Raw genomic sequence first — 20,187 nt, 5'->3', positions numbered from 1 at the left:
GGTTCCGCCATGCAAGCAAAGGCCAGAGAATCACTCGATGTGGTGACATGCGCCGGGTGAAGCCTTTACGCAGGCACTTTCTCCCCGCTATGGCCGCCGTCACACCTCGACACCGGAACCGCCCCCGCCACGGGCCGCCCCGCCGCCCGCGCCGTCCCCCGCGGGCGGGATCGTGGCGAGGCGCAGAGCCTTGCGGGCGGTGACGGACCTCTGCGGGGTCTCCCGGACCATGATCTTGTCGTAGACGGTGTAGAAACCGTCGGAGTCGGTGGCCGCGGCCGCCCGGGCCCAGTCCTTGCCGAGGGTGTCCAGTTCCGCCGCCACGGCGAGGACCGGCTGCTTCGCGTCCGCCGGCCACGGGTGGGCGCGCAGCATCCCCGTCTCCCGGGCGAAGGCCTCCGACACCCGCCGCGCCCAGGCCGTGTTGGCCCCGAGATCGGTCTGGGGACCGGCGAGGGGCTGGCCGTCGAGGGCCTCGTTCCCCAGGTCGACGGCCTGGAGATAGGCGATCTGATGGGCGTTCAGCGTCCGGGCGTCGTTGCGCAGGGAGCCGGTCAGGCCGGCCTTGGCGTCCGTGTTGCCGAACACGCAGGTGACCTCGCGGTCCCCGAGCCGCCAGCTCTGCCGGGTCGGGGTCAGGTAGTACACGTCCACGTCGGCGGGTACGGCCCAGGCGTCCATGGCGTAGGCGTGGCGCAGCGCGTAGCACCGCGTGTCGGCGGTGTCGGTGACCTCGGCGTCGCCGGGGTAGGCGGTGTACCCGGTCATCCGGAAGTCGGCGAAGACCTCGCCGTCGTGCCTGTCCGCGCACGGCACCTTGTGGACGTGGTAGGTCAGGCCCTCGATGGTGCCGCCGGGCACGTCGAAGCACTCGCCCTTGGCGAGGGTGTAGGCGCTGCCGTTGTCGTGCGCGCCGTCCTTGAAGCCGTTCCAGAAGTCGGCGACGCCGCCGGTGGCCAGCGCGAGTGTCCACAGGGCGAGTCCGAGCGAGGAGAGCACCGCCCCCGCGACGGCCATCCCCTTGCCCCGCTCCCCCTTCCGCCGGATCTGCCGCAGCGCGATCAGCCCCAACAGCAGCCCGGCGGCCGGGACACAGCACAGGATGCCGAGCACGAGCGAGGCGACGGCGGGCCCGTTGACCGGTGCGGGCCGGTGGTACGGGCCGTATCCCTGCCCCCAGGGCTGGTAGCCGTACGGCGGCGGGTACGGCCCCGGGGCGCCGTACGGCCCCTGCGGGAACGGGCCCTGCGGCAAGGGTCCTCGGGGTTCCTGCGGCGGCACCGGGGGCGGGGGTATGGACACGGGCACCGTGCTCCTGGTTCGGCGGCGGCGCAGTGGGGCTGCGCCGGGCGTGCGGGGATGTGCGTACCGGACATGGGACCGGCGTACGGCCTGGGCGCATGGTAAGCGTGAGCCAGGCGCCGCCGACCTCCCCGTCCCCCTGCTGCCCGCGGCCCCCGACTATCAGTCGTCGTACCCCGTGTGGCGGGTCCGCTTCTCCCAGGCCGTGATGTCCTCGCGGACCTGGTCCAGATGGGCCAGCGCGGCACTCACGCCGTCGTCGCCGAGGGGCAGGTGGAGCGGGGTGTGCTCCGCGTCGAGGGCGGCGCGGATGAGGGCCGCCGCCTTGGCGGGGTCGCCGGCCCGTTCGTCGAAACCGGCGCCGACCAGCGCGTGCGTGCCGCCCACGGAGGCGTACGCCCCGCCGTCGGCGTCGCCGGCGCGTCTCCCGTCGTACAGCGATGTCCGGAACGCACCCGGCTCCACGATCAGCACCTTGACGCCGTACTCGGCGACCTCGCCCGCGAGGGCCTCGGACATGCCCTCCAGGGCGAACTTCGTGCCGCTGTAGGCCGAGAAGCCCGGGAAGGAGGTCTGGCCGCCCATGCTGCTCATCTGCACCTTCACCCCGTCCCTGCACCACGACGCCTGCTCCCCGGCGGCCACCCGCTGGATCGAACCCCTGCCGCGGCGACGAGCTGAGCGCGCGTCAGCGCACGCCCGCCGCGTCGAGGAGGGTGGTCACCGTGGGCGCGACCAGCCCCGTCAGTGTGTCGGCTCCTATGCCCGCGCGGGCGCTGGCGCCGTCGAAGACCAGGCTGAGCTGCCGGGCCAGCAGTTCGGGGTCGCTCGCCCCGCCCTGCTCGGCCTCCCTGCGGAAGAACCCGGTCAGGTTCGCCTTGACCTGGTGGGCGACCCGGCTCGCGGGGTGGCTCCGGTCCTTGAGTTCGATCTGGACGGCCAGGTACGGGCAGCCCCGGAAGTCGGGCTCGCCCGCCTGCCGTTCCACCTGCTCGAAGACGTCCAGGATGCGCTCGCGAGGCGTACGGCCGTCGTCCGGCGCGGGAAGGAGCGTCGCCACGTAGGCGGACGTGCGCTGTTCGAGGCTGGCCGCCAGCAGGTCGTCCTTGCTCTCGAAGAGCTGGTACATGGAGCGCTTGGACACCCCGGCCGCCTTGCACAGGGCCTCGACGCCGATACCGACCCCGTCCCGGTAGGTCAGCGTCGCCGCCGCGTCCAGCAGCCGCTCCCGGGTGCCCTGCTTCGCCTCTGTGGTCATACTGCGAGGTTAACTCGATTCCGACCGAGTGGAGACCGACCGGTTTCCAGGGAGCGGGCCGGCGAACCCGCTCCTACGCCGGGACGGCGTCCTTCTCGGGCGGCGTCTCCACGGGGATGCGGTGCAGACCCTTGCGGTCGTACCAGCCGGTCACGCCGAAGCCGAACAGGGCGGCCGCCGCGAGGCCGGCGGCCAGCATCACCCAGCCGCGCGTCAGCCCGGCGTCGCCCTGGGCGTCGTAGTAGAGGATCGAGCGGATGCCGCCGGTGATCTGCCGCAGCGGCTCGAACTCGGCGAGGAAGCGATAGAAGCCGGGCAACGCCTGGAGGGGCGTGGTGGCACCCGCCGTGGGCACCGACATCCCGATGAAGACCAGCGTGACCACCAGCATGGGTGCGCTCGCCCGCCTCGCCGTCTTCGGGAGACGACGTGACTCGCCCTCACGACGAGAAACCGATCGGTTCACCACTGTAAACCGATCGGTTTACGGACGCAAGCCCGAGCCGCCGCAGGAGCAGCCGCCGGACGGCCCGGCCGTTGAACACCTCCCCCGACCGGTACGGAACGCCACGCTGAGGCCGTACCCGATGGAACCGCGACCCCCTACGACCCGTACTAATAAGCGGAGTAGTCGCAGAAGGAGGACGCATGCGTACGGGGCTGACGTTGGGTGAGCAGGTCGTTCTGCTCGGGCTCGAAGAGGACAGCGGCGCACTGCGGGAACCGCTGCGCGTCGGGTTCGCGGTCGCGGCGGCGCCGTTGCTCGAACTGACGCGCTCGGGACATGTGGTGGTACGCGACGGCAAGCTGGTCGCGGCCGAGACGGCACCGCCCACGGAGCCTGTTGCGGCCGCGCTGGCGGAGCAGCTGCGCGAGCGCCCCGACGCCTCGCCGCAGGTCTGGCTGCTCGCGATCAGGGAGCGGGCCCTGTCCGCAGCGTACGAAGGCCTGCAGCGCAAGGGGTTGGTGCGCGAGGAGGGCAAGCGTGTGCTGGGGGTGTTCGGGTCCCACCGCTATCCGGTGACGGACCCGGCCGTACCCGCGGACCTGCGACGCGAACTCGCCACCGTGGTACTGGAGGGCCAGGAGCCCGACGCGGAGACCGCGGCGCTGATCGCCCTGCTGCACCACGCGGGTCTGCACGCCCTGGTCCTGCCGGACGCCGACGACGCGAAGGCGGTCGAGGCCCGGATGGGCGCCATCGCCGAGGGCCAGGGGCCGGCCGACCAGTTGGGGGACGCCGTCCAGTCCGCCCTGCGCGCCCTCGTCGTCCTCACGGCCGCGTCCGTGCCCGGGATGTTCACCTGACGCTCGGCGCGTCGCCGCCTGGACGCCTCCGCGCGTCCGGGCGGCGATCGCCCGGTGCGGCACAGCGGGCGGCATTGGTGCAGGCCAATGCGGCGTTTTGCCGGGGCGTGGCAAACTTTGACATTGATGTGGCCATGAACAGTTTCGGTCAAAGTAGGATCGTTACTACGTCAGATAGTTGACCGTATCCGACGCGTTCATGGGGGATCATTGAAGACACTGGGCATCCTGTCCCTTGATGAGGACGTGTACAGAACGCTGCTGGAGCAGCCGGGTTCGGGGACTTCCGACCTGAGCGCCTGCCTGGGAATGGACGAGGCATCCGTGCGCGCCTCTCTGGAGCGCCTGAGTCTGCACGGCATGATCAGTTTCGGCGAACACGGTGAACCACAGGCCGTCGACCCGGGGATCAGCATCGCGCGTCTCGCGGAAGAACGGCTCAAGCGGCTTCAGGACGAACAGCGGGAAGTCCTCTCTTCCAGCCATCTCTTCCTCCACCAGGCACTGCAGTGGTGGCGGAAGGAAGGCGGGAACGACCACGTCGAGCCACTGGCGGACTGCGAGCCGCTGCACAGCCGGGCCGACGAGCTCATCTTCTTCGCCCGGCACGAGGTCCTGACCATGCAGCCGAACGACTTCGCTGCGGCGGAGGGCCTGGCCGGCACCCGGGAGTCCGACCTGCGCTGTCTGCGCCGCGGCATCGCGCTGCGCGCCCTGGTGCCCAGGCAGGCGCTGGAGGACACCACGACCGCGGCCTACCTCACGGAGCTGATCGAGAACGGGGCGCGCATCCGCTTCCTCAGCGGCAGTTTCGAGCGGGTGCTGATCACCGACAGCAGCGCCGCCCTCGTACAGTCGGCCCACAACTCCACCTCGGAGAGTGCGCTGCTGATCCGCGAGGACGGGCTCGTGCGCACGCTCCAGTCGCTGTTCGACCACTGCTGGTCGAGCGCGGCCGACGCGGCCTCGGTGCTGCTGCCGGCCGGCACGGAGTCACCGTGCGACGCCTTCCAGCTCCGCGTGCTCGAGGCGATGACGCACGCCGACAAGGACGAGGTCGGCGCGCGGGAGCTGGGCATCTCCGTGCGGACCTACCGCGGGCACATCGCCCGGCTCCTGAAACGCCTGGACGCGGCCACCCGTGTCCAGGCAGCGCTACACGCGAGGGACCGGGGCTGGATCTGAGCGGCCGGCCGGCCGCGCCCCTCGGGCACGGCCGGCCAGGTCCGCCAGCAGGCGCAGTTGCCGGGGCTGAACGGCCGGCAGCAACTCGGCGGCACGGCGGGCGTGTTCGGCCCGCGCGCACAGCAGGTTCTTGGCCAGGGCGAAACGTCCGCGCTCCGGCACCAGGACCAGTTCCTCGAAGAGCCTTCCCACTCCGCCGACCACACGCTCGATCTCGGCGTCCAGGTCGCCGTCCCAGTCCTGGGGGCGCACCAGTTCGCCCGTGGCACGCATCTGCCGGAACCAGTCCTTCATGTCGGCCAGACAGGCGGCGCGGAAGGGCGCGTCGTGGCGTCCCTCGCGCAGTTCGAGCAGCAGGGTGTGCGCGGCTTTCACGTCGTCCAGGACGACCAGGGGCAGCCGGTGCGGGCGCGGCATCCGGTGCCTGCGCGTGCCGCCGTCCGTCAGCAGGGCCGCGGTCGGCTCCAGGACCGTGCGGAACGCGTGACCGGCGTCGGCCAGCCGCAGCCACAGGTCCCAGTCCTCCAGTCCGGCGCCGGTCCGCCAGCCGCCGACCCGCTCGGGCAGACCGCGACGATGGGCGACCCGCGACGGTTCGAACATCGGCCCCATCAGCTGCAGTTGAGGGTGCCAGCACCCGGCGAGGGCGTCCAGGGGGGCCACTACCGCCCCCGTCGCGTCGAGGTATGTGCAGCCCGTCGCCACGAGGTCCGCCCCGGCCTCCAGCATGCCGAGCGCGACGCTCAGATGGCGGGGCCGCCAGACGTCGTCATGGTCCAGGTAGGCGATGAACTCTCCCCGGGCGGCGGCAAGTCCGGCGTTGCGCGGCCCGCTGGGGTGGCCGGTCCTGGCGATGCGGTGGAGCCGGACCCGGGCATCCTCCCGGGCGGCGCGACGCACCCACTCCTCCGTGTCGTCGTCGCAGCCGTCCGAGACGACCAGCAGTTCCCAGTCGTCCACCGTCTGGGCGCGGACGGAGTCGATGGTCGCCGTGATCGACCGGCCCCTGTTGTAGGTCGGGCAGATGACGGACGTCCGCACGGTGCCGGTGGGGCTCATGGGCGCTCTGGTCTCCTCCTCGGCGGGGCGCGGGCGGCGGGTCACAGGAACGGCAGGGCGGGCGGTCCGCCGGCCTGTGTACGCAGTGCAGGCAGTACGCCGGCGGCGCCCGTCGCCAGATCGGTGGACAGCCGCAGGTTCTCGTGGCCGAGGAAGGCGGGCCTGTTGTCGTAGCCGACCTGGAACAGGTCGAGGGCGTCCGACAGGCCCGGCGCGGCCAAGGGGTCGTCACCGAGGTGGCGCAGGGTCAGCGTGACGCCTGCCCAGCCGTGGAAGAGACCGGCGGTGCGGGGCGTGTAGCCGCGTGCGGCGCGCCGCACGCTGTCGCGTGCGAGGGCGAAGCGCGGATCGGGCCGGTGCCTCAGATACTCCTCCAGCACCATCGCCGTACCCCCGCCGCCGGACGCGAGCAGGGGGCGGGCACCGGGGGCTCCCTCCGCCCAGCCCTCGGCGACCTCGGGGGCGTCCGGGGCGTCCGGGTCCGCCGGGTGCTGTCCGGCGTCGGTCCAGCCGAGGGCCCGCAGATCGCTGTCGAGCAACTCCCGCGCCGCGTCGAGCAGGTTGTTCTCCGCGGTCTGCGCGTACAGCCGCAGCAGGAGCAGGGCGCCACCTGCCCGGCCGCGCATCAGCCCTGCCTCCCCGCGGCGCGGCACGCGGGTCGTGGCGTGCTCGGTGAGCTGCTCGGCCGCCGCCGTCGCGTACTTCAGGGCGAGTCGGTCGTCGGTGGTGCTTGCCAGATGGAGATGGGCGAGCCCGATCCCCGCCAGGCCGTCGAAGAGGCTGTCGTTGGCGGGCTCGGCCTTGTGCAACCGCTGGAAGAGGGCGGCGGCGGTGTCGGTGCGGCCCAGGCGGTTCAGCGCGCAGGCGACGCCGGCCAGCCCGGTGTAGAGGCCGGGCGACGGCTCGCCCTGGCGGAGCGTCGCTGTCTCCAGCCAGTCGATCCACCCGTCGGGGACCTCCGTCTCCGCCTCGGCGAGCGCCCACAGCACCCCGGCGGCTCCGTAGGCGAGGCTGACTCCCCCCTCGGGCAGGAGGAACTGGCTGGCATCACCGGGGAAGAGGCGGTCCTCGCGTTCGGGGGTGGCGGTGGCCGCGATGCCCTCGGCCACGGCGAGAGGACGGCGCCACGCCGGGCCACCGGTGTCCGTGTGCGGTCCCGGGGCGCCGCTGACGGCCGGCGTTCGGTCCTGGACGTCGTCCGGGTTCACGGGGGCTGGTGCCGCGGCAGGCGACGTTTGCCGCGGCACCAGATCCGCCCGCACCTTGTCGCCGTAGTCACCCGGTACGGGGTAGCGCGCGACGACGTGGGCGATGAGCTGGTCCACCTTGTGCGGGCCCCAGGACACCAGTGTGGTGAGCGGGGCGAACAGGGCGAGGCGCAGACAGCCGAGGGCGTACCGGTCCACGTCCGTGCCCCGGTGCGTGGGCGGCGCGGCGAACCCCGGGGCGGCGTGGATCTGCCGGGCCAGCGGGTCGGTCGAGGCGGTCTCCAGGTCGACGAAGACGATGGTGCCGTCGTCTCGGACGAGGATGTTGCCCGGGTGCAGATCGCCGAAGACGACACCCCGTTCGTGCATCGCCCGCATCCCCCGCTCGACCTGGTCGAGCACGTCGACGGCCCACTCCGTGTACTGCGCCGCCTGTCGCGGATCGTCCAGAGGCGACTGCGGGACGCGGCGGGCCACCGCCGCGGCCAGGGTCTCGCCCTGCACGAACTCCCGCACCAGGAAGTGGTGTTCGTGTCCCACGCGAGCCTCGATCAGTCGCGGGATGCAGGGGAGCCCGGCCAGCTTCTCCAGACACCGGTGCTCCCGGTGGAGGCGGGCGACGGCGTCTTCGCCGTGGGTGTCGAGACCGGAGAGGGGTCTGGCCTCCCGCAGCAGGACCGGATCGCCGGTGCGCAGATCGGTGCCCCGGTAGACACCGCCGCCGTTGGAGAAGTGCAGTGCCTTGTCGGCACGGTAGGGGAAGTCCTGCAGCGTGCCCGCGTTGCGCGCTCGCACCGCCTCGGCCAGGCAGTCGGGGACGGTGACCCACTCCGGCGGCCGGAACGACGGGCCGCGCCGGTCGGGCACGAGACGGCCGTCGGGGTCCTCGATGCAGTGGACGGTCTCACCCGTCGGCGACTTCATGGTCCGCGCGAGGAACCCGCCGTAACGGACGTACAGGGGTCCTGAACGCCAGCGCAGGTCGCTGAGGATGTACGGGCCCGGCTCGCCGTCGAGCAGCGAACCCAGCTCATCGAGCACGAGGGCGAGTTGGGCCTCGTCCTCGGGGTAGATCGTGATGAACTTCCCGCTGGCGCTCCGGTCGCCGTACTTTCCGTTGCGGCGCAGCAGGACCTTACTGCTGCGGATGAACTTGAACGCGATCTCGCGCGGGACCAGGTAGTCGAAGGACCGTGCCAGCACGCTCTCGGCGTTGTCCGGGGTGGCCGACACATGGATCTTCCAGCCCTGGGCGGGCAGCCGGGGCCGCGGTGGCGTCAGCATCACCCAGTCGGGGCCGGTGTTGTGCCCCCAGCCGTCCAGCGCGTCGACCGGGACCACGGCGAAGTCGTCCTGTCCGCCGGCGTCCGCGCCGTCCCGGTCGAAGAACGGGGTGCCGGGCGGGCAGTACATCAGATGCCGAAGTATGTCCATGACAGGTCAACCGCCTTGGGAACAGGTGCGGGAAGGAGAAGAAGGGGGTGCGGTACGGGATCAGCGCCAGAACGGCGCCACGTACCTGAGGTAGAGCCAGGTGCCCAGGCTGCGCCGGCCCGCGCTCACCGAGGCGAGACCCGTGGGGTCGGCCGGCAGGTGACGCGTCGCCAGGGGAATCCCGGAGGCCGGTACGCGCAGCGACGCGAGGCCCTTCACGGGGACGAACGCGGACAACGGTGCCGTGATCTGCACGGGCTCGGTGCTCGCCACCGTCGCCTCGCCCAGCGGGTCGTGGAGGAGCACGCCCCCACGCTCCAGGCGCACCGGGGCGCCCGCCCCGATCGCCGCTCGGTCGGCCGCCCCGGTCGCCACGAACAGCACCTGCCCGTGCTCCCTGACGAAGCCTCCGGAGACGGTGTACGGCAGGGACACCCCGAGGGCGGTTCCGGACACCGCGGCCAGCGCCGCCACCGACACGAGCGCGATCCGCCAGGAGCGGGCACCCGCGGCCCGGGCCTCGGCGACCAGCCGGAGCGCACCCGAGTAGACGCGCAGCAGCACGTAGCCCAGGACGCAGGAGACGATCGCCGCGCCGACCAGGCCCAGGGCCTCGAGCACGGACCGCCAGACCGTGAACGCCATGCTCACGACGTACACCGGGAAGATCATGCAGGCCAGTCCGAACAGGGGTGCCCAGGAGACACCGGGCAGTGCGCGCTCGTAGCGTCCGCCGAACAGCAGTCGCGCCATCAGCCGGCGGGCGTCCGTCATGGCCCGGTCCCGCAGGTGGGGGATGTCCAGATGGCTCATGAGCGCCAGGTAGCCGTCCAGTTTGACGAACGGTATGGCGTTGAAGGCTCCGGAGACGTAGTTGGTCACCGCCAGGAGCAGCAGGGTGTCGCGGACCCCCGGGCTGCCCCCGGTCGCGGCGACGACGGCGGACGCGACGCCCGCGAGGCCGCCGATGACCCCCTGGACGGTGATGCCCGCCAGGGCGATCCGCACGCGCTGGTCACTCCGGGGCAGTCGCCAGCCGTCCGTGACGTCGCAGAAGAAGGCCGGTGTCAGGTAGAAGAGCATGACGCCCATGCGGTTGGGCCGTCCGCCGTAGTGGCTCAGCACCATACCGTGCGCCATCTCGTGCAGCATCGTGCCCGCGTAGGTGAGGCAGACCAGGACCGCCAGGACCGACACCGACACGGGCCGGCCGAGCGCCCCCGCGGCCGCGGGGGCCTGGACGCCCAGGCACAGGAGCCCCGCGACGGTCACGGCGGTCAGGGCCACGGCCCAGCCCCGATGGGCCAGCCGGGCGAGGAAGGGCCGCAGCCGGCTCAGCAGCCTGTCCGGTCTCACCAGCGTGAACTGGAAGGTCAGCGGCGGTACGTAGGCGAATCTGCGGTTCTTGGCCGGCTGCCGTTCGCCGCCCTCGAGCAGCTGCATCCGCTGGGCGCGCAGCAGGCCCTCGTGCACCAGCTCCGGAGTCCAGGGGCCACCCAGCTCGCCCGCGATGTCGCCCGCCGTGTGGGTGCCGTCGGCCAGCCTCAGCAGCCGGGCCATACCCGCGCCCACCCGGAGGTAGCGCTGCGCCCCGAACTGGACGATCCACGGCGCCCCGTCCGCGGCGGGCTCGTGCACCTGCACGTCCGACGCGAGGCTCGGGAGCTCGGGAAGCGGCGGCGGGGCGGCGGCGGGCTCCGGGCGGTTCAGGGTCAGCTTCACGGCAGGTCCTTGCGCAGGAACAGGACGCGGGCGCCGACCGTCGCCGCAGCGATCCAGAGCGCCAGGACCACGAGGGCCCACGGGATCGACAGCAGACCGGCGTTGCCGCCCCGGTACACGGACGCCATGGCCTCGTCGATGGTGAACCGGCCCACCTTCGGGGCCAGTCGGAGCAGTCCCCCGCTCACCAGCCAGGTGCTGAGCAGGAGCGTGACGACGGCGGCGACCTGCTGGCGGATCAGCAGCCCGAGCAGGCTGCCCCACAGCGCGCCCGTCACCACCACCAGCATCACGCCGAGCAGCGTCCAGGTCGTCGTCGCCGTCCACTGCGGCCGGTAGTGCCCGGTGAGGAACACCCACGGGCTGACGGCGGCCACCGCCCCGGTGACCACGGCGAACAGCGCGCCGGTGCCCGTGACGGCCAGCAGCTTCGCCAGCAGCAGACGGCCCCGGCCGCCGCTGAGCAGGACCGATCTACAGATGGCACCGCTGCCGAACTCCCGGGTCACCGCGAGCATGCCGACCAGAGCGGCGGCCAGCTCGACCGTGAACCAGCCCTGCACCAGGGTGGAGGTGAGGACGGCCGCCGAGGGACGGACCTGCGACGGCTTGTCCAGCGCCTGCTTCAGGTAGCCGGCGTCGGCGAGCGCGGACAGCAGCAGCGCCGCCGTCCCGAGGGCCCACCAGGACCGGCCGGTCCAGATCTTGCGCCATTCGGCGCCTATGAGGTCACCCATGGGCGTGCTCCTTCGACTGGGGGCCGACGAGCTCGAAGAAGCGGTCTTCCAGGCTGACGTCGCCGTCGCCGGTGAGATCGGCCGCCGTGCCGCTGTAGCGCAGCGTCCGCTGGAGGATCACGATGTCGTCGGCCGTCTGCTCGACCTCGGCCAGCAGGTGGCTGGAGAGCAGCACGGTGCGGCCCTCGTCCGCGAGGGACCGCAGGAACTGCCGCAGCCAGCGGATGCCGTCGGGGTCGAGTCCGTTGGCCGGCTCGTCCAGGACGAGCAGTTCGGGGTCGGCCAGCAGCGCGGTGGCCAAGGCGTGCCGCTGGCGCATACCGGTCGAGTAGCCGCGCAGCTTGCGGTGGGCGTCGCCGTCGAGACCGACCCGCTCGAGGACCTCCTCGACCCGGGAGGAGCCGAGGCCCAGGGTTCTCGCCCAGATGCGCAGGTCCGCTCTGCCGGTGGCGGCGTTCGACGGGCCGATGCCGTCCATGCTGACGCCGATCCGGTGCGCCGCGTCGGGTAGTTCGCCGTAGGGACGGCCGAACACGGTGGCCCGTCCCGCGGTCGGGCGGACGAGACCGAGCAGCATCCGCAGGGTGGTCGTCTTGCCCGCGCCGTTACGTCCCAGGAGCCCGACGATCCGGCCGGGTCCCACGCGGAAGGAGACGTCCTGGACCGCCGTCACATCGCCGTAGCGCTTGGTCAGACCCTCGATGGCGACGACATCGGTCATTCTCAGGGCCTCCCACTCACCCGCAGGTACACACCGACACACGCGATGATGAACAGCTCGATGCCGATGGAGACGAGGAGCGCCGTCGTACGGGCCTGGCCGTGGGTGAGAGCGGAGACGACTCCGGGGGTGGCGATCACGGTGACGATCCAGAAGGCCGCGATGGACCAGAAGACGCCACGAGAGGCAGCCTGGGGCATAACGCATCTCTTCTCTGCGGCGCGCAGCCGCGTATATTCGCTGATACGCGGCCCTGTTCCGGATGCTCTTGGCCAGCATCCGGAACAGGGCTCACTTCATCGCTCGCCGCACCGGATCAGGTGGCGACGACCGAGGTGATGACGAGCGAGCTGTAGGTGGCGCTGACACCGGCGGACACCGCGAAGCTCGCGAGGAAGCTGTTCCACCAGTCGGGAGCCTCCATGCCCTCCAGCTCCTCCATGTCCAGTTCCTGCATGGCCAGTTCGAGGGCCGGGTTCGTGTTCTCCTGCATGTTTTTCACCTCCGTTCCCTTTCCGTGGGTGTGCCTGTCGGCCGGGTGGCCTCAGGTGGCCAGCGTGACGAGGGAGACGTACGAGACGACCCCCCCTGCACTCAGGCCGCTGACGAAGCTGACGAGGTCACTCCAGCCGAACGGCGCGTCGAGCTGCTCCAGCTCCTGCATGTCCAGCTCGTGTGCCTCCAGCTCCTGCAGAGCCAGCTCCAGAGGCGCGCTCTGGTTCTTGCTCACGGTCTGCATGCTCTTCACCTCCTCCCCCTGTTCCGGTTCGTGGACGGGCATCCGTCAGCGGAAGCCGACGGAAGTCTGTGGTGTGCGGGCGGCCTCGGTCATGACCTGACGGACGTCGGCGAGGGTGAGGGCGCCGAGGGTCGGCAGTCCGTCGCCCCAGGCGAGGGTCGTGGACCGCGCGATCTCGTCGATCCGCCCGCTCGTGGCGGTGATGCCGCGTTCGATGCGCCAGGCGTCCATCAGGGCGTCGACGCCGTCCGCGGGATCGGCGGGCAGCGCCGGCCGGGCCGCCCTGACGACCTGCCACAGCCGCTCGAGCCGCCGGGCCGAGCCCCAGCGCGGATCCGGTGCCGTGATCCGCCGCCACAGCGGCGGCAGCAGCGCGGCGGCCGCGGTCATCTTGCGCAGTCCCAGGCCGGTGGAGAGCTCGTTGGCCAGGTACCAGCCCTTGCAGGCGCACGGGTCGCGGCCCAGGTTGAGCCACGGGTTGTGGCTCGTGCCGCTCAGCTTGGCGATCTCCAGGCGGAGCCGGTCGCCCGGTGCGGCGCCGGTCCGCCGTGCCTCCTCCAGCTCGCCGCCCAGCCGGACCAGCCGGTCCAGCAGCGCCAGGGCGAAGGTGTCCTCGGTGGGCAGTTCCTGGTGGTCCCCCGCGAACATCCCGGCCACCCGGAAGAACACCTCGAGGACGCCCTCGGCGAGCAGGTCCACGGGCAGGGTCCGGGTCGCCACCGGGTCCAGCACCGCCACCTCGGGCTGCAGTCCGTTGCCCAGCACCAGCCGCTTGCCCTGTGCCGTGCCCAGGCACACGGCCCCGCTGAGCTCACTGCCGGTGCCCACCGTGGTCGGGACGGTGACCAGGGGGATCCCCGGGTTGGACGCTGCCGACAGCAGCACCAGCCCGCTGCGGTGCCGTACGGAGAGCCGGTCAAGGACGGCGGGGTCGCCGGCCAGCAGGACGGCGAGCTTCGCCCGGTCCAGCAGCGTTCCGCCCCCGACGGCCACCACGAGTTCGCTCCCGCGCAGCCGTTCAGCGAGCGCGGTGACGTTCTCCAGGGTGCCGGGGCCCGAGAGCACCACGCGCTCCACACGGCGGCCGGCGAAGGCGGCGCACTCCTCGACCCGGGTGACGGCCTCGGCGTCGGCGACGGCCGCGTCGGCGAGGATCGTCAGGCCGCTCCCGGCGCGCAGGGGAAGCCACTTGGCGAGGCCGGCGATGCCGTACGCGACCTGCGTGAGCCGCTGCCTGCCGAGGTTCCAGACGACGTCCATCAGGCCGCCCCCGCCGTGACCGCGGCCACGCGACCGCCGCCCGCGACATGGGCGTCCACGCCGGCGCGCACGCAGTCGAGGAGTTCACCGAGTTCGGCGTCGGTGTAGACGAGTGCGGGCAGCAACTGGATCCCCCGCACACTCGGGTGGACGATGGCACCGGCCCGGCGGATCGCGTCCACCACCTGCGGCACCTCGTGCTGCGGCAGCGGTTCCCCGTCGGCCGTACGCAGCCGGATCGACCGGAAGCAACCGGTGCCCGTGGTGCCGGCGACGTGCGGATGCGATGCCGCCAGCTCCGCCAGGGCCTCGTCGAGGCGGGCGGACAGGCGCCGTGCGGCGGCCACGGCGTCGAGGCGTTGCATCTCGGCCAGGGTGGCGAGGATCGCCGCGCAGGTCACCGGGGTGCCCGCCTGCGTCTCGCCGTGGACGAAGAGTTCGTTGGCCGCGTCGAAGGGCGCGGCGACCTCCTCGGAGACCAGCACGGCCGCCGCGGCGCTGGTGCCGTTGGTCAAGCCCTTGGAGGTGATCAGCAGGTCCGGCGGGGCCGGCCACTCCTGGGAGGCGAAGAGGCTGCCGGTACGGCCGAATCCGGTGGCCACCTCGTCGGCGACCAGCAGGAAGCCGTACCGGTCGCGCAGGTCCAGCAGCGTCTCGACGTAGCCGGGGGTGAGGGGGACCGCGCCGGATCCCAGGACGGGCTCCACCACGACCGCGGCGATCTGGCCGCCCTGACGTGCCATCAGGGCGGCGATCTCGTCGGCCGCGTTCGGGGTCACATGGCGGACCAGGCGCTGGTCGACACCGTAGAGGGGCTGGCCGAGGTTCTCGCCGGTGAGGGCGAACCCGCCGAAGGTGAGTCCGTGGTAGCTGTCCCGCAGCCCCACCACCAGCTTGCGGTTTCCTCCGCGCAGCGCGTGGTGGTGGCGGGCCAGCTTCATCACCAGGTCGTTGGCCGCGCCGCCCGAGGTGGAGAAGACCACCCGGCCGTAGTACCCGGACCCGGCGGCCCGCACCAGGGCCTGGGCGGCCCGGCGGGCGTGGCTGTTCTCGTAGCGGAACACGGAGAGGTAGGACGCGTCGCGCAGCGCCTCGGCGCAGGCCTGTGCGATCGCCTCGTTCCCGTAGCCCAGGTTGGCGTTCCACAGCCCGCTGGTGCCGCAGAGGAGTTCACGCCCGTCGAGGAAGCGGACCCGGACGCCTCGGGCGGAGACGGCGCACAGGTCGTCCCGGCCGTGCGCGGCGGGTTCCAGCAGGGAGGGCCACAGTTCACCGGCCATCAGACGGCCTCCACTTCCAGCAGGACGTCCCGGTGCCGGGGCCCGGTGGCGGGCAGGGTGTGCCGCTGGACGACGGCCAGTCCGGCGTCCGCGAGTTCGCGCTCCAGCCGGTCGGCGGGCAGGACCCGGATGGAGGTGGTCAGCGCCAGGACCTGCGACGCATGTGCGGCCTCCGCCTTGGGCGGCAGGATGGTGACGTTGCGCGTCGAGGCGCCGGCCGGCCAGTGCTCGATCATCCGGTACCGCCTGCCGCTGGCCCCCACGGCCTCGAAGTCCAGGTCGGTGTCGTCCGCCGAGGCGTCCGTGAGGTCGACGGTGGACAGCAGGAACCGTCCACCGGGCTGGAGATGGGCACGTACGGCTGCGTAGAGGCCGGCCCTGCCCTCCTCGTCGAGGAGCGAGACGGAGGTGGTGCCGAGCACCACGACCGCGAACGTACGGCCGAGGTCGAAGGCGGACATGTCGCCCTGCACGGGCATGCAGCGCTCACGGGCTCCCGCAGGGGCGCCGGCGAGCCGCTCCCGCAGCAGGTCCAGCATCGCCTCCTTGAGCTCCAGCGCCGTGACCTCGCGGCCGAGGGCGAGCAGGGGCATCGTCAGCCTCCCGGAGCCCGCGGCGAGTTCGAGGACCGGCCCGGGGAAGGCCCGTACCACCCGCAGCACTTCCCTGATCTCGCTGGTGTCGACCGCCGCCAGGTCGTGGTAGACGGGTACGCCGACCTCGTCGTACAGGTCGTGCCGGCTCACCCGGCCGCCGTACTCCGCCAGGACCTCCCCGGCGACGCCGGGTACCGCCTCCCGTGCCGTCGTCGTCATGCCGTCACCTCCGCGACGCGCGCTCCCGGCAGGAGGGGCACTCCCCGGTCGTCGAAGAACCCGAGCACCTGGTCGATCGCGGCGCGCGGCACCGGCAGGGCCCCGTCGCCCCCGGCCGCGTGCTCCAGAAGTGCCTCGGCGCTCCCGTGGACCAGCAGCATCTCGGCGACCTCGGCGGCCTGCCTGCCGAGCCGGAAGGTCCGGTCGTGACCGGGCACCCGCACGTACGCGGCATCCGGTGTCCAGGCGAGGAACGGCGCCCGCGGGTCAGCCGGGTCGGCGGGGTCCTCCACCGCGTCGAGCGCGGGCACCAGACGCCGGCCGAAGCCGGACACCCGCACCTCGCCGACCCCGTGCGCCTGCAGGTCCCGCAGGACGTCGAGGGCCCCGAGGTACCGGCCGAGCCAGGGCCTTTCCCGTACGGCCGGACCGCGCACGTCCTCCGGCACGACGGCGCCGAGGGCCACGGGAGCGCCGGTGGGACTTCCCTCCGACAGCCGGTCCCATTCCGCCCGCAGTTCCGCGGCACCGTCCTCACCGATGGTGCCCAGGCGCAGGCCATACGGCGACACGGAGATCCCTCCGTGGCGGTCCACGTACAGCCGGGTGTCCGGGCCGTCGCCCGGGTCGGCGCCGCCGAGTGCCGGAAGGTCCGCGATCTGTACGGCGGGAGACACCGCGAACGCGGCGAACTCCCCCTCGGCCCTGGCCAGATCGGCGTCCGCGAGGAACGCCTCGAAGTCGACCTGGCCGGCGACGCGGACCAGCGTCGTCCCCAGCAACGACATGTAGGGGCTGGTGCCGTAGTCCTGCACCTGGAGAAACAGGGTGCCGCCGATCGAGGCGTCACCGCCGGGTTCGCTCAGCGAGCCCTCGTAGCCGACGACCGTGGCGCCGGATCCGTCGTGCTCCTCTCCCTCCTGCTCCCCGGGGACCAGGACGAGCGTCCGCGGACCCACGACGTCCGAGGCGAGCAACGCCTCCAGATGGCCTGGTTCCTCCAGGACGACCGTCACCGCGCCGTCGCCCGCCGCACCGCCCGCGGGCGGGCGTCCCGTCACCCAGGACCGCAGATGCAGCCCCGCTCGGCTGATCAGGGCCTCATGCACCGGAGTCCCTCCGATCGGCGCCCACCGCCGCGAGGATCTTCTTCAGATCCTCCATGGCGGCTTTCGCGCCATAAAGATTGCATACGCCTGTGAGGTTGATGACTATTTCATCGACGCCGGCTTCTTTGTATTCTTTGAAGCGCTCGACGATCTGGTCCAAGCTGCCGAACACGAATGCACCGGCGTCCGCCATGAGCCGCCCCGCACTCCGCGGATCGAGTCGCGAGAAATCAATTCCCGCCCGCCCGAGCATGTCGATGTAATGCGGTGCCTGCATATGACCGCTGTTGCTGGCCAGCACGAATTCCGAGACATCTCGATCCGGGCGTTCCAGGGCGACCGGGACCATGGCCGTCACCTTGGGCACCGGCCGGCCCGCGGCGTCCGCGCCCTCCCGGAGCGCGGGCCGTACGACCCCGTCCAGGTACGCGGCCGGCGTGAGCCAGGTGACGGCCACGTCGGCCACCTCCCCCGCGAGCCGGGCCATGCCGGGGCGCAGCACGCCGAGGCCGAGGTGGACCGGCGGGGCCATGGCGGGGCCCATCTGCGCGTGGCAGGAGAAGTACTCGCCCTTGACGTCGACCACTTCGCCGCCGAGCAGGCCCCGGACGATCGTCAGATACTCGCGGACCGCCGTCAGCTGACTGCGGTAGGGGGCACCGCGCAGGCTCTGCTGGAACGTTTTCGCACCCGGACCGAACCCCGCGACCACGCTCTCGCCGGTCGCCATGGCGAGGGTCTTCACCTGGTGGGCCGCCTCGAAGGGGTGCCGCAGCGGCATCAGCGTCACACCGAGGCCGGTCGGCACGCGAAAGCCGGCGCCGGCGACGGCGGAAAAGGTCTGGAAAGGCTCCATCAGCAGACTCTGGCCCTGCCAGAGCCTGCGGGCCTTTGTCCATTCCACGAGCGCCGCATAAGGGAGGACCTGCTCAGGACGGCGCTGCAGAAAAGGTATCAGTATCGAGTAGTCCACTTTCCTCGCCCCCGTTGGTGATCTCCCTGGATATTTCCATTCCAGTGCGGGGCAGGGCAAGAGCGAACGCTGCAGCTTCGTGCACATCCGACTGCAGCAAGCTGCACAGGGCGGGACGAGCACGGCGTTGCCGTGCTCGTACCACCGACGTCCGCCCGGGTAACGATCTCGTGGCCCACGCCTCGTCGAATCGCTACGGTTGAGCCATGACCGCACTGCCCGACTGGATGCGCCCGCCGCGCGAGGAAGGCTGGTTCGCGGAAGACCTGGACCGCCTTCCCGAGGCGCCCCGCCACACCGAGCTGATCGACGGAGCGCTTGTCTTCATGATGTCGCCGCAGAGGTGGTGGCACGGCCACCTCGTCACCATGCTCACCGTCGCTCTCATGGAGCAGGCGCCCGGCGATGTCAGGGTGGGCCGCGAGATGACCATAAAGCTCGACGAGCGAAACAGGCCGGAGCCGGATCTGCTGTTGACGACGGCCGACTACGACGGAGACCGCACTTGGTTCGCTCCGGACGAGGTGCGACTGGTCATCGAGGTCGTCTCACCCGAGTCCGCGCACCGGGACCGCACGGTCAAGCTGCGCAAGTACGCGGAGGCCGGCATCCCGCACTACTGGTGCATCGAGGACGAAGACGGCGCCCCGGTCGTCCACGTCTACGAACTCGACGAACCGACCGGCGTCTACGCGCCCGCCGGTATCTTCCGAGGCACTCTGAAGCGCCCTGTGCCTTTCGAGATCAGCCTGGAACTCGACAAGCTCACCCCTCCGCGGGGCAAACAGGAGTCACCCCAAGCCGGCACAGGCAAGCCGGAAGGGGCCTGACTCACCGGAGTCCGGCCCCTTCCGGCTTGCCCACTCGACGATCGGCCGGCGCCAGGTGGCGCGATCACACGTTGAAGCGGAACTCCACCACGTCCCCGTCCTGCATCACATAGTCCTTGCCCTCCATCCGCGCCTTCCCCTTCGCGCGGGCCTCGGCGACGGAGCCGGTCTGGACCAGGTCGTCGAAGGAGATGACCTCCGCCTTGATGAAGCCCTTCTGGAAGTCGGTGTGGATGACACCGGCCGCCTCGGGGGCGGTGGCGCCCTTCTTGATGGTCCAGGCGCGGGATTCCTTGGGGCCGGCCGTGAGGTACGTCTGCAGGCCGAGGGTGTTGAAGCCGACCCGGGCGAGGGTGGCGAGGCCGGGCTCCTCGGCGCCGACGGCCTCCAGCAGCTCCAGGGCGTCGGCCTCGTCCAGTTCGGCGAGGTCCGCCTCCAGCTTGGCGTTGAGGAAGATCGCCTCGGCGGGGGCGACCAGGGCGCGCTGCTCGTTCTTGAAGTCGTCGTCGACCAGTTCGTCCTCGTCGACGTTGAAGACGTACAGGAAGGGCTTGGTCGTCAGGAGGTGCAGGTCGTGGAGGAGTTCGGCGCGCTCGCCGCCCTGGACGAAGCCCTGTGAGAAGAGGGTGTCGCCCTTCTCCAGGATCTCCTTCGCCGCCTCGACCGCCGCCACCTTCGGGGCCACGTCTTTCTTGATGCGCGACTCCTTCTGGAGGCGCGGAAGGACCTTCTCGATCGTCTGGAGGTCCGCGAGGATCAGCTCGGTGTTGATCGTCTCGATGTCGTCCTTGGGCGAGACCTTGCCGTCGACGTGGACGACGTTCTCGTCCTTGAAGGCGCGGATGACCTGGCAGATCGCGTCGGACTCACGGATGTTCGCGAGGAACTTGTTGCCCAGGCCCTCACCCTCGGAGGCACCCCGCACGATGCCCGCGATGTCGACGAAGTCGACGGTCGCCGGAAGGATCCGCTGTGAGGAGAAGATCTCGGCCAGTTTGGTCAGGCGGGGGTCCGGGACGCCGACCACGCCCACGTTCGGCTCGATCGTGGCGAACGGGTAGTTGGCCGCGAGCACGTCGTTCTTGGTCAGGGCGTTGAACAGGGTCGACTTGCCGACATTCGGCAGACCGACGATTCCGATCGTGAGCGACACGTTGCGACTTCCCGTACGTGAGAGGAGAGGACTTGGGGGGCTGGGCCGATCCACCAGTCTACGGCGTGCAAACCGCCGCTCCGGCTACCGTTCG

The 20,187-nt window shown here is 71.6% G+C and carries 19 protein-coding genes and 2 pseudogenes; 3 read left to right on the top strand and 18 right to left on the bottom strand.

Going from position 1 to position 20,187, the window contains the following annotated elements; translation table 11 throughout:
- Window positions 1–99: 99 nt before the first annotated feature.
- The 4 genes and pseudogenes from ACIRVK_RS00730 to ACIRVK_RS00715 form a co-directional block, all read right to left on the bottom strand.
- Window positions 100–1,302, bottom strand: coding sequence for a DUF4190 domain-containing protein (locus tag ACIRVK_RS00730; protein WP_404242500.1), 1,203 nt, complete (start codon window positions 1,300–1,302; stop codon window positions 100–102).
- 162 nt (window positions 1,303–1,464) lie between these two features.
- Window positions 1,465–1,917, bottom strand: a pseudogene (locus tag ACIRVK_RS00725) (SDR family NAD(P)-dependent oxidoreductase); the annotation flags it as partial.
- 73 nt (window positions 1,918–1,990) lie between these two features.
- Window positions 1,991–2,560, bottom strand: coding sequence for a TetR/AcrR family transcriptional regulator (locus ACIRVK_RS00720; RefSeq protein WP_404242498.1), 570 nt, complete (start codon window positions 2,558–2,560; stop codon window positions 1,991–1,993).
- A gap of 73 nt (window positions 2,561–2,633) precedes the next feature.
- Window positions 2,634–2,951, bottom strand: a pseudogene (locus ACIRVK_RS00715) (DUF3533 domain-containing protein); the annotation flags it as partial.
- Window positions 2,952–3,208: 257 nt separating this feature from the next.
- On the opposite strand from ACIRVK_RS00715, the gene ACIRVK_RS00710 reads away from it, so the two are divergent.
- Together ACIRVK_RS00710 and ACIRVK_RS00705 are read left to right on the top strand one after the other, a co-directional pair.
- Window positions 3,209–3,868 carry a GPP34 family phosphoprotein gene (locus ACIRVK_RS00710; protein ID WP_404242497.1) on the top strand — a complete coding sequence of 220 codons (660 nt, stop codon included), beginning with the start codon at window positions 3,209–3,211 and terminating at the stop codon, window positions 3,866–3,868.
- Between the two features lie 210 nt (window positions 3,869–4,078).
- Complete coding sequence (locus ACIRVK_RS00705) at window positions 4,079–5,053, top strand: helix-turn-helix domain-containing protein (protein WP_404242495.1); 975 nt, start codon at window positions 4,079–4,081, stop codon at window positions 5,051–5,053.
- On the opposite strand, the gene ACIRVK_RS00700 is transcribed toward ACIRVK_RS00705, so the two are convergent.
- From ACIRVK_RS00700 to ACIRVK_RS00640, 13 genes are all read right to left on the bottom strand, one after another.
- The gene (locus ACIRVK_RS00700) at window positions 5,024–6,112 is read right to left on the bottom strand and encodes a glycosyltransferase family 2 protein (protein ID WP_404242493.1); all 1,089 of its coding nucleotides are present in this window, start codon (window positions 6,110–6,112) and stop codon (window positions 5,024–5,026) included. The two genes, ACIRVK_RS00705 and ACIRVK_RS00700, sit on opposite strands and share 30 nt — an antisense overlap.
- Window positions 6,113–6,153: 41 nt before the next feature.
- The gene (lanKC, locus tag ACIRVK_RS00695; protein WP_404242491.1) at window positions 6,154–8,754 is read right to left on the bottom strand and encodes a class III lanthionine synthetase LanKC; all 2,601 of its coding nucleotides are present in this window, start codon (window positions 8,752–8,754) and stop codon (window positions 6,154–6,156) included.
- A gap of 60 nt (window positions 8,755–8,814) precedes the next feature.
- A complete protein-coding gene (mpaP, locus tag ACIRVK_RS00690) occupies window positions 8,815–10,476 on the bottom strand; it encodes a daptide biosynthesis intramembrane metalloprotease (protein WP_404242489.1) in 1,662 nt (553 codons plus the stop codon).
- Window positions 10,473–11,213 (bottom strand): ABC transporter permease, encoded by a 741-nt coding sequence (locus ACIRVK_RS00685; protein WP_404242487.1) that lies wholly within the window; start codon window positions 11,211–11,213, stop codon window positions 10,473–10,475. The genes mpaP and ACIRVK_RS00685 overlap by 4 nt, the downstream gene beginning before the upstream one ends.
- Window positions 11,206–11,934 (bottom strand): ABC transporter ATP-binding protein, encoded by a 729-nt coding sequence (locus ACIRVK_RS00680; protein WP_404242485.1) that lies wholly within the window; start codon window positions 11,932–11,934, stop codon window positions 11,206–11,208. Before ACIRVK_RS00680 ends, ACIRVK_RS00685 begins: the two co-directional genes overlap by 8 nt.
- Window positions 11,935–11,936: 2 nt before the next feature.
- A complete protein-coding gene (locus ACIRVK_RS00675) occupies window positions 11,937–12,134 on the bottom strand; it encodes a hypothetical protein (RefSeq protein ID WP_404242483.1) in 198 nt (65 codons plus the stop codon).
- Between the two features lie 116 nt (window positions 12,135–12,250).
- A complete protein-coding gene (locus ACIRVK_RS00670; RefSeq protein ID WP_404242481.1) occupies window positions 12,251–12,427 on the bottom strand; it encodes a daptide-type RiPP in 177 nt (58 codons plus the stop codon).
- Between the two features lie 51 nt (window positions 12,428–12,478).
- The gene (locus tag ACIRVK_RS00665) at window positions 12,479–12,673 is read right to left on the bottom strand and encodes a daptide-type RiPP (protein ID WP_404242479.1); all 195 of its coding nucleotides are present in this window, start codon (window positions 12,671–12,673) and stop codon (window positions 12,479–12,481) included.
- A 45-nt stretch (window positions 12,674–12,718) separates the two neighbouring features.
- Window positions 12,719–13,933 carry a daptide-type RiPP biosynthesis dehydogenase gene (gene mpaC, locus ACIRVK_RS00660; RefSeq protein ID WP_404242477.1) on the bottom strand — a complete coding sequence of 405 codons (1,215 nt, stop codon included), beginning with the start codon at window positions 13,931–13,933 and terminating at the stop codon, window positions 12,719–12,721.
- Window positions 13,933–15,213: a daptide-type RiPP biosynthesis aminotransferase gene (gene mpaD / locus ACIRVK_RS00655; RefSeq protein ID WP_404242475.1), complete on the bottom strand. Its 1,281-nt coding sequence runs from the start codon at window positions 15,211–15,213 to the stop codon at window positions 13,933–13,935. The genes mpaC and mpaD overlap by 1 nt, the downstream gene beginning before the upstream one ends.
- Window positions 15,213–16,028, bottom strand: a complete 816-nt coding sequence (gene mpaM, locus ACIRVK_RS00650; protein ID WP_404242473.1) for a daptide-type RiPP biosynthesis methyltransferase — start codon at window positions 16,026–16,028, stop codon at window positions 15,213–15,215. The genes mpaD and mpaM overlap by 1 nt, the downstream gene beginning before the upstream one ends.
- Complete coding sequence (mpaB, locus tag ACIRVK_RS00645) at window positions 16,025–17,137, bottom strand: daptide biosynthesis RiPP recognition protein (protein ID WP_404242471.1); 1,113 nt, start codon at window positions 17,135–17,137, stop codon at window positions 16,025–16,027. Before mpaB ends, mpaM begins: the two co-directional genes overlap by 4 nt.
- The gene (locus ACIRVK_RS00640) at window positions 17,130–18,110 is read right to left on the bottom strand and encodes an LLM class flavin-dependent oxidoreductase (protein WP_404242469.1); all 981 of its coding nucleotides are present in this window, start codon (window positions 18,108–18,110) and stop codon (window positions 17,130–17,132) included. The genes mpaB and ACIRVK_RS00640 overlap by 8 nt, the downstream gene beginning before the upstream one ends.
- A gap of 206 nt (window positions 18,111–18,316) precedes the next feature.
- Between ACIRVK_RS00640 and ACIRVK_RS00635 the strand changes: the two genes are divergently transcribed.
- Window positions 18,317–18,940: a Uma2 family endonuclease gene (locus tag ACIRVK_RS00635; protein ID WP_404242467.1), complete on the top strand. Its 624-nt coding sequence runs from the start codon at window positions 18,317–18,319 to the stop codon at window positions 18,938–18,940.
- A gap of 64 nt (window positions 18,941–19,004) precedes the next feature.
- On the opposite strand, the gene ychF is transcribed toward ACIRVK_RS00635, so the two are convergent.
- A complete protein-coding gene (ychF, locus tag ACIRVK_RS00630; protein ID WP_404242465.1) occupies window positions 19,005–20,093 on the bottom strand; it encodes a redox-regulated ATPase YchF in 1,089 nt (362 codons plus the stop codon).
- Window positions 20,094–20,187 lie beyond the last annotated feature (94 nt).

It is taken from the genome of Streptomyces sp. NPDC101152 (assembly GCF_044768275.1).
GTDB lineage: Bacteria > Actinomycetota > Actinomycetes > Streptomycetales > Streptomycetaceae > Streptomyces.
Note: the sequence above shows the minus strand (reverse complement) of the source record. Positions and strands in the feature narration are given on the sequence as shown.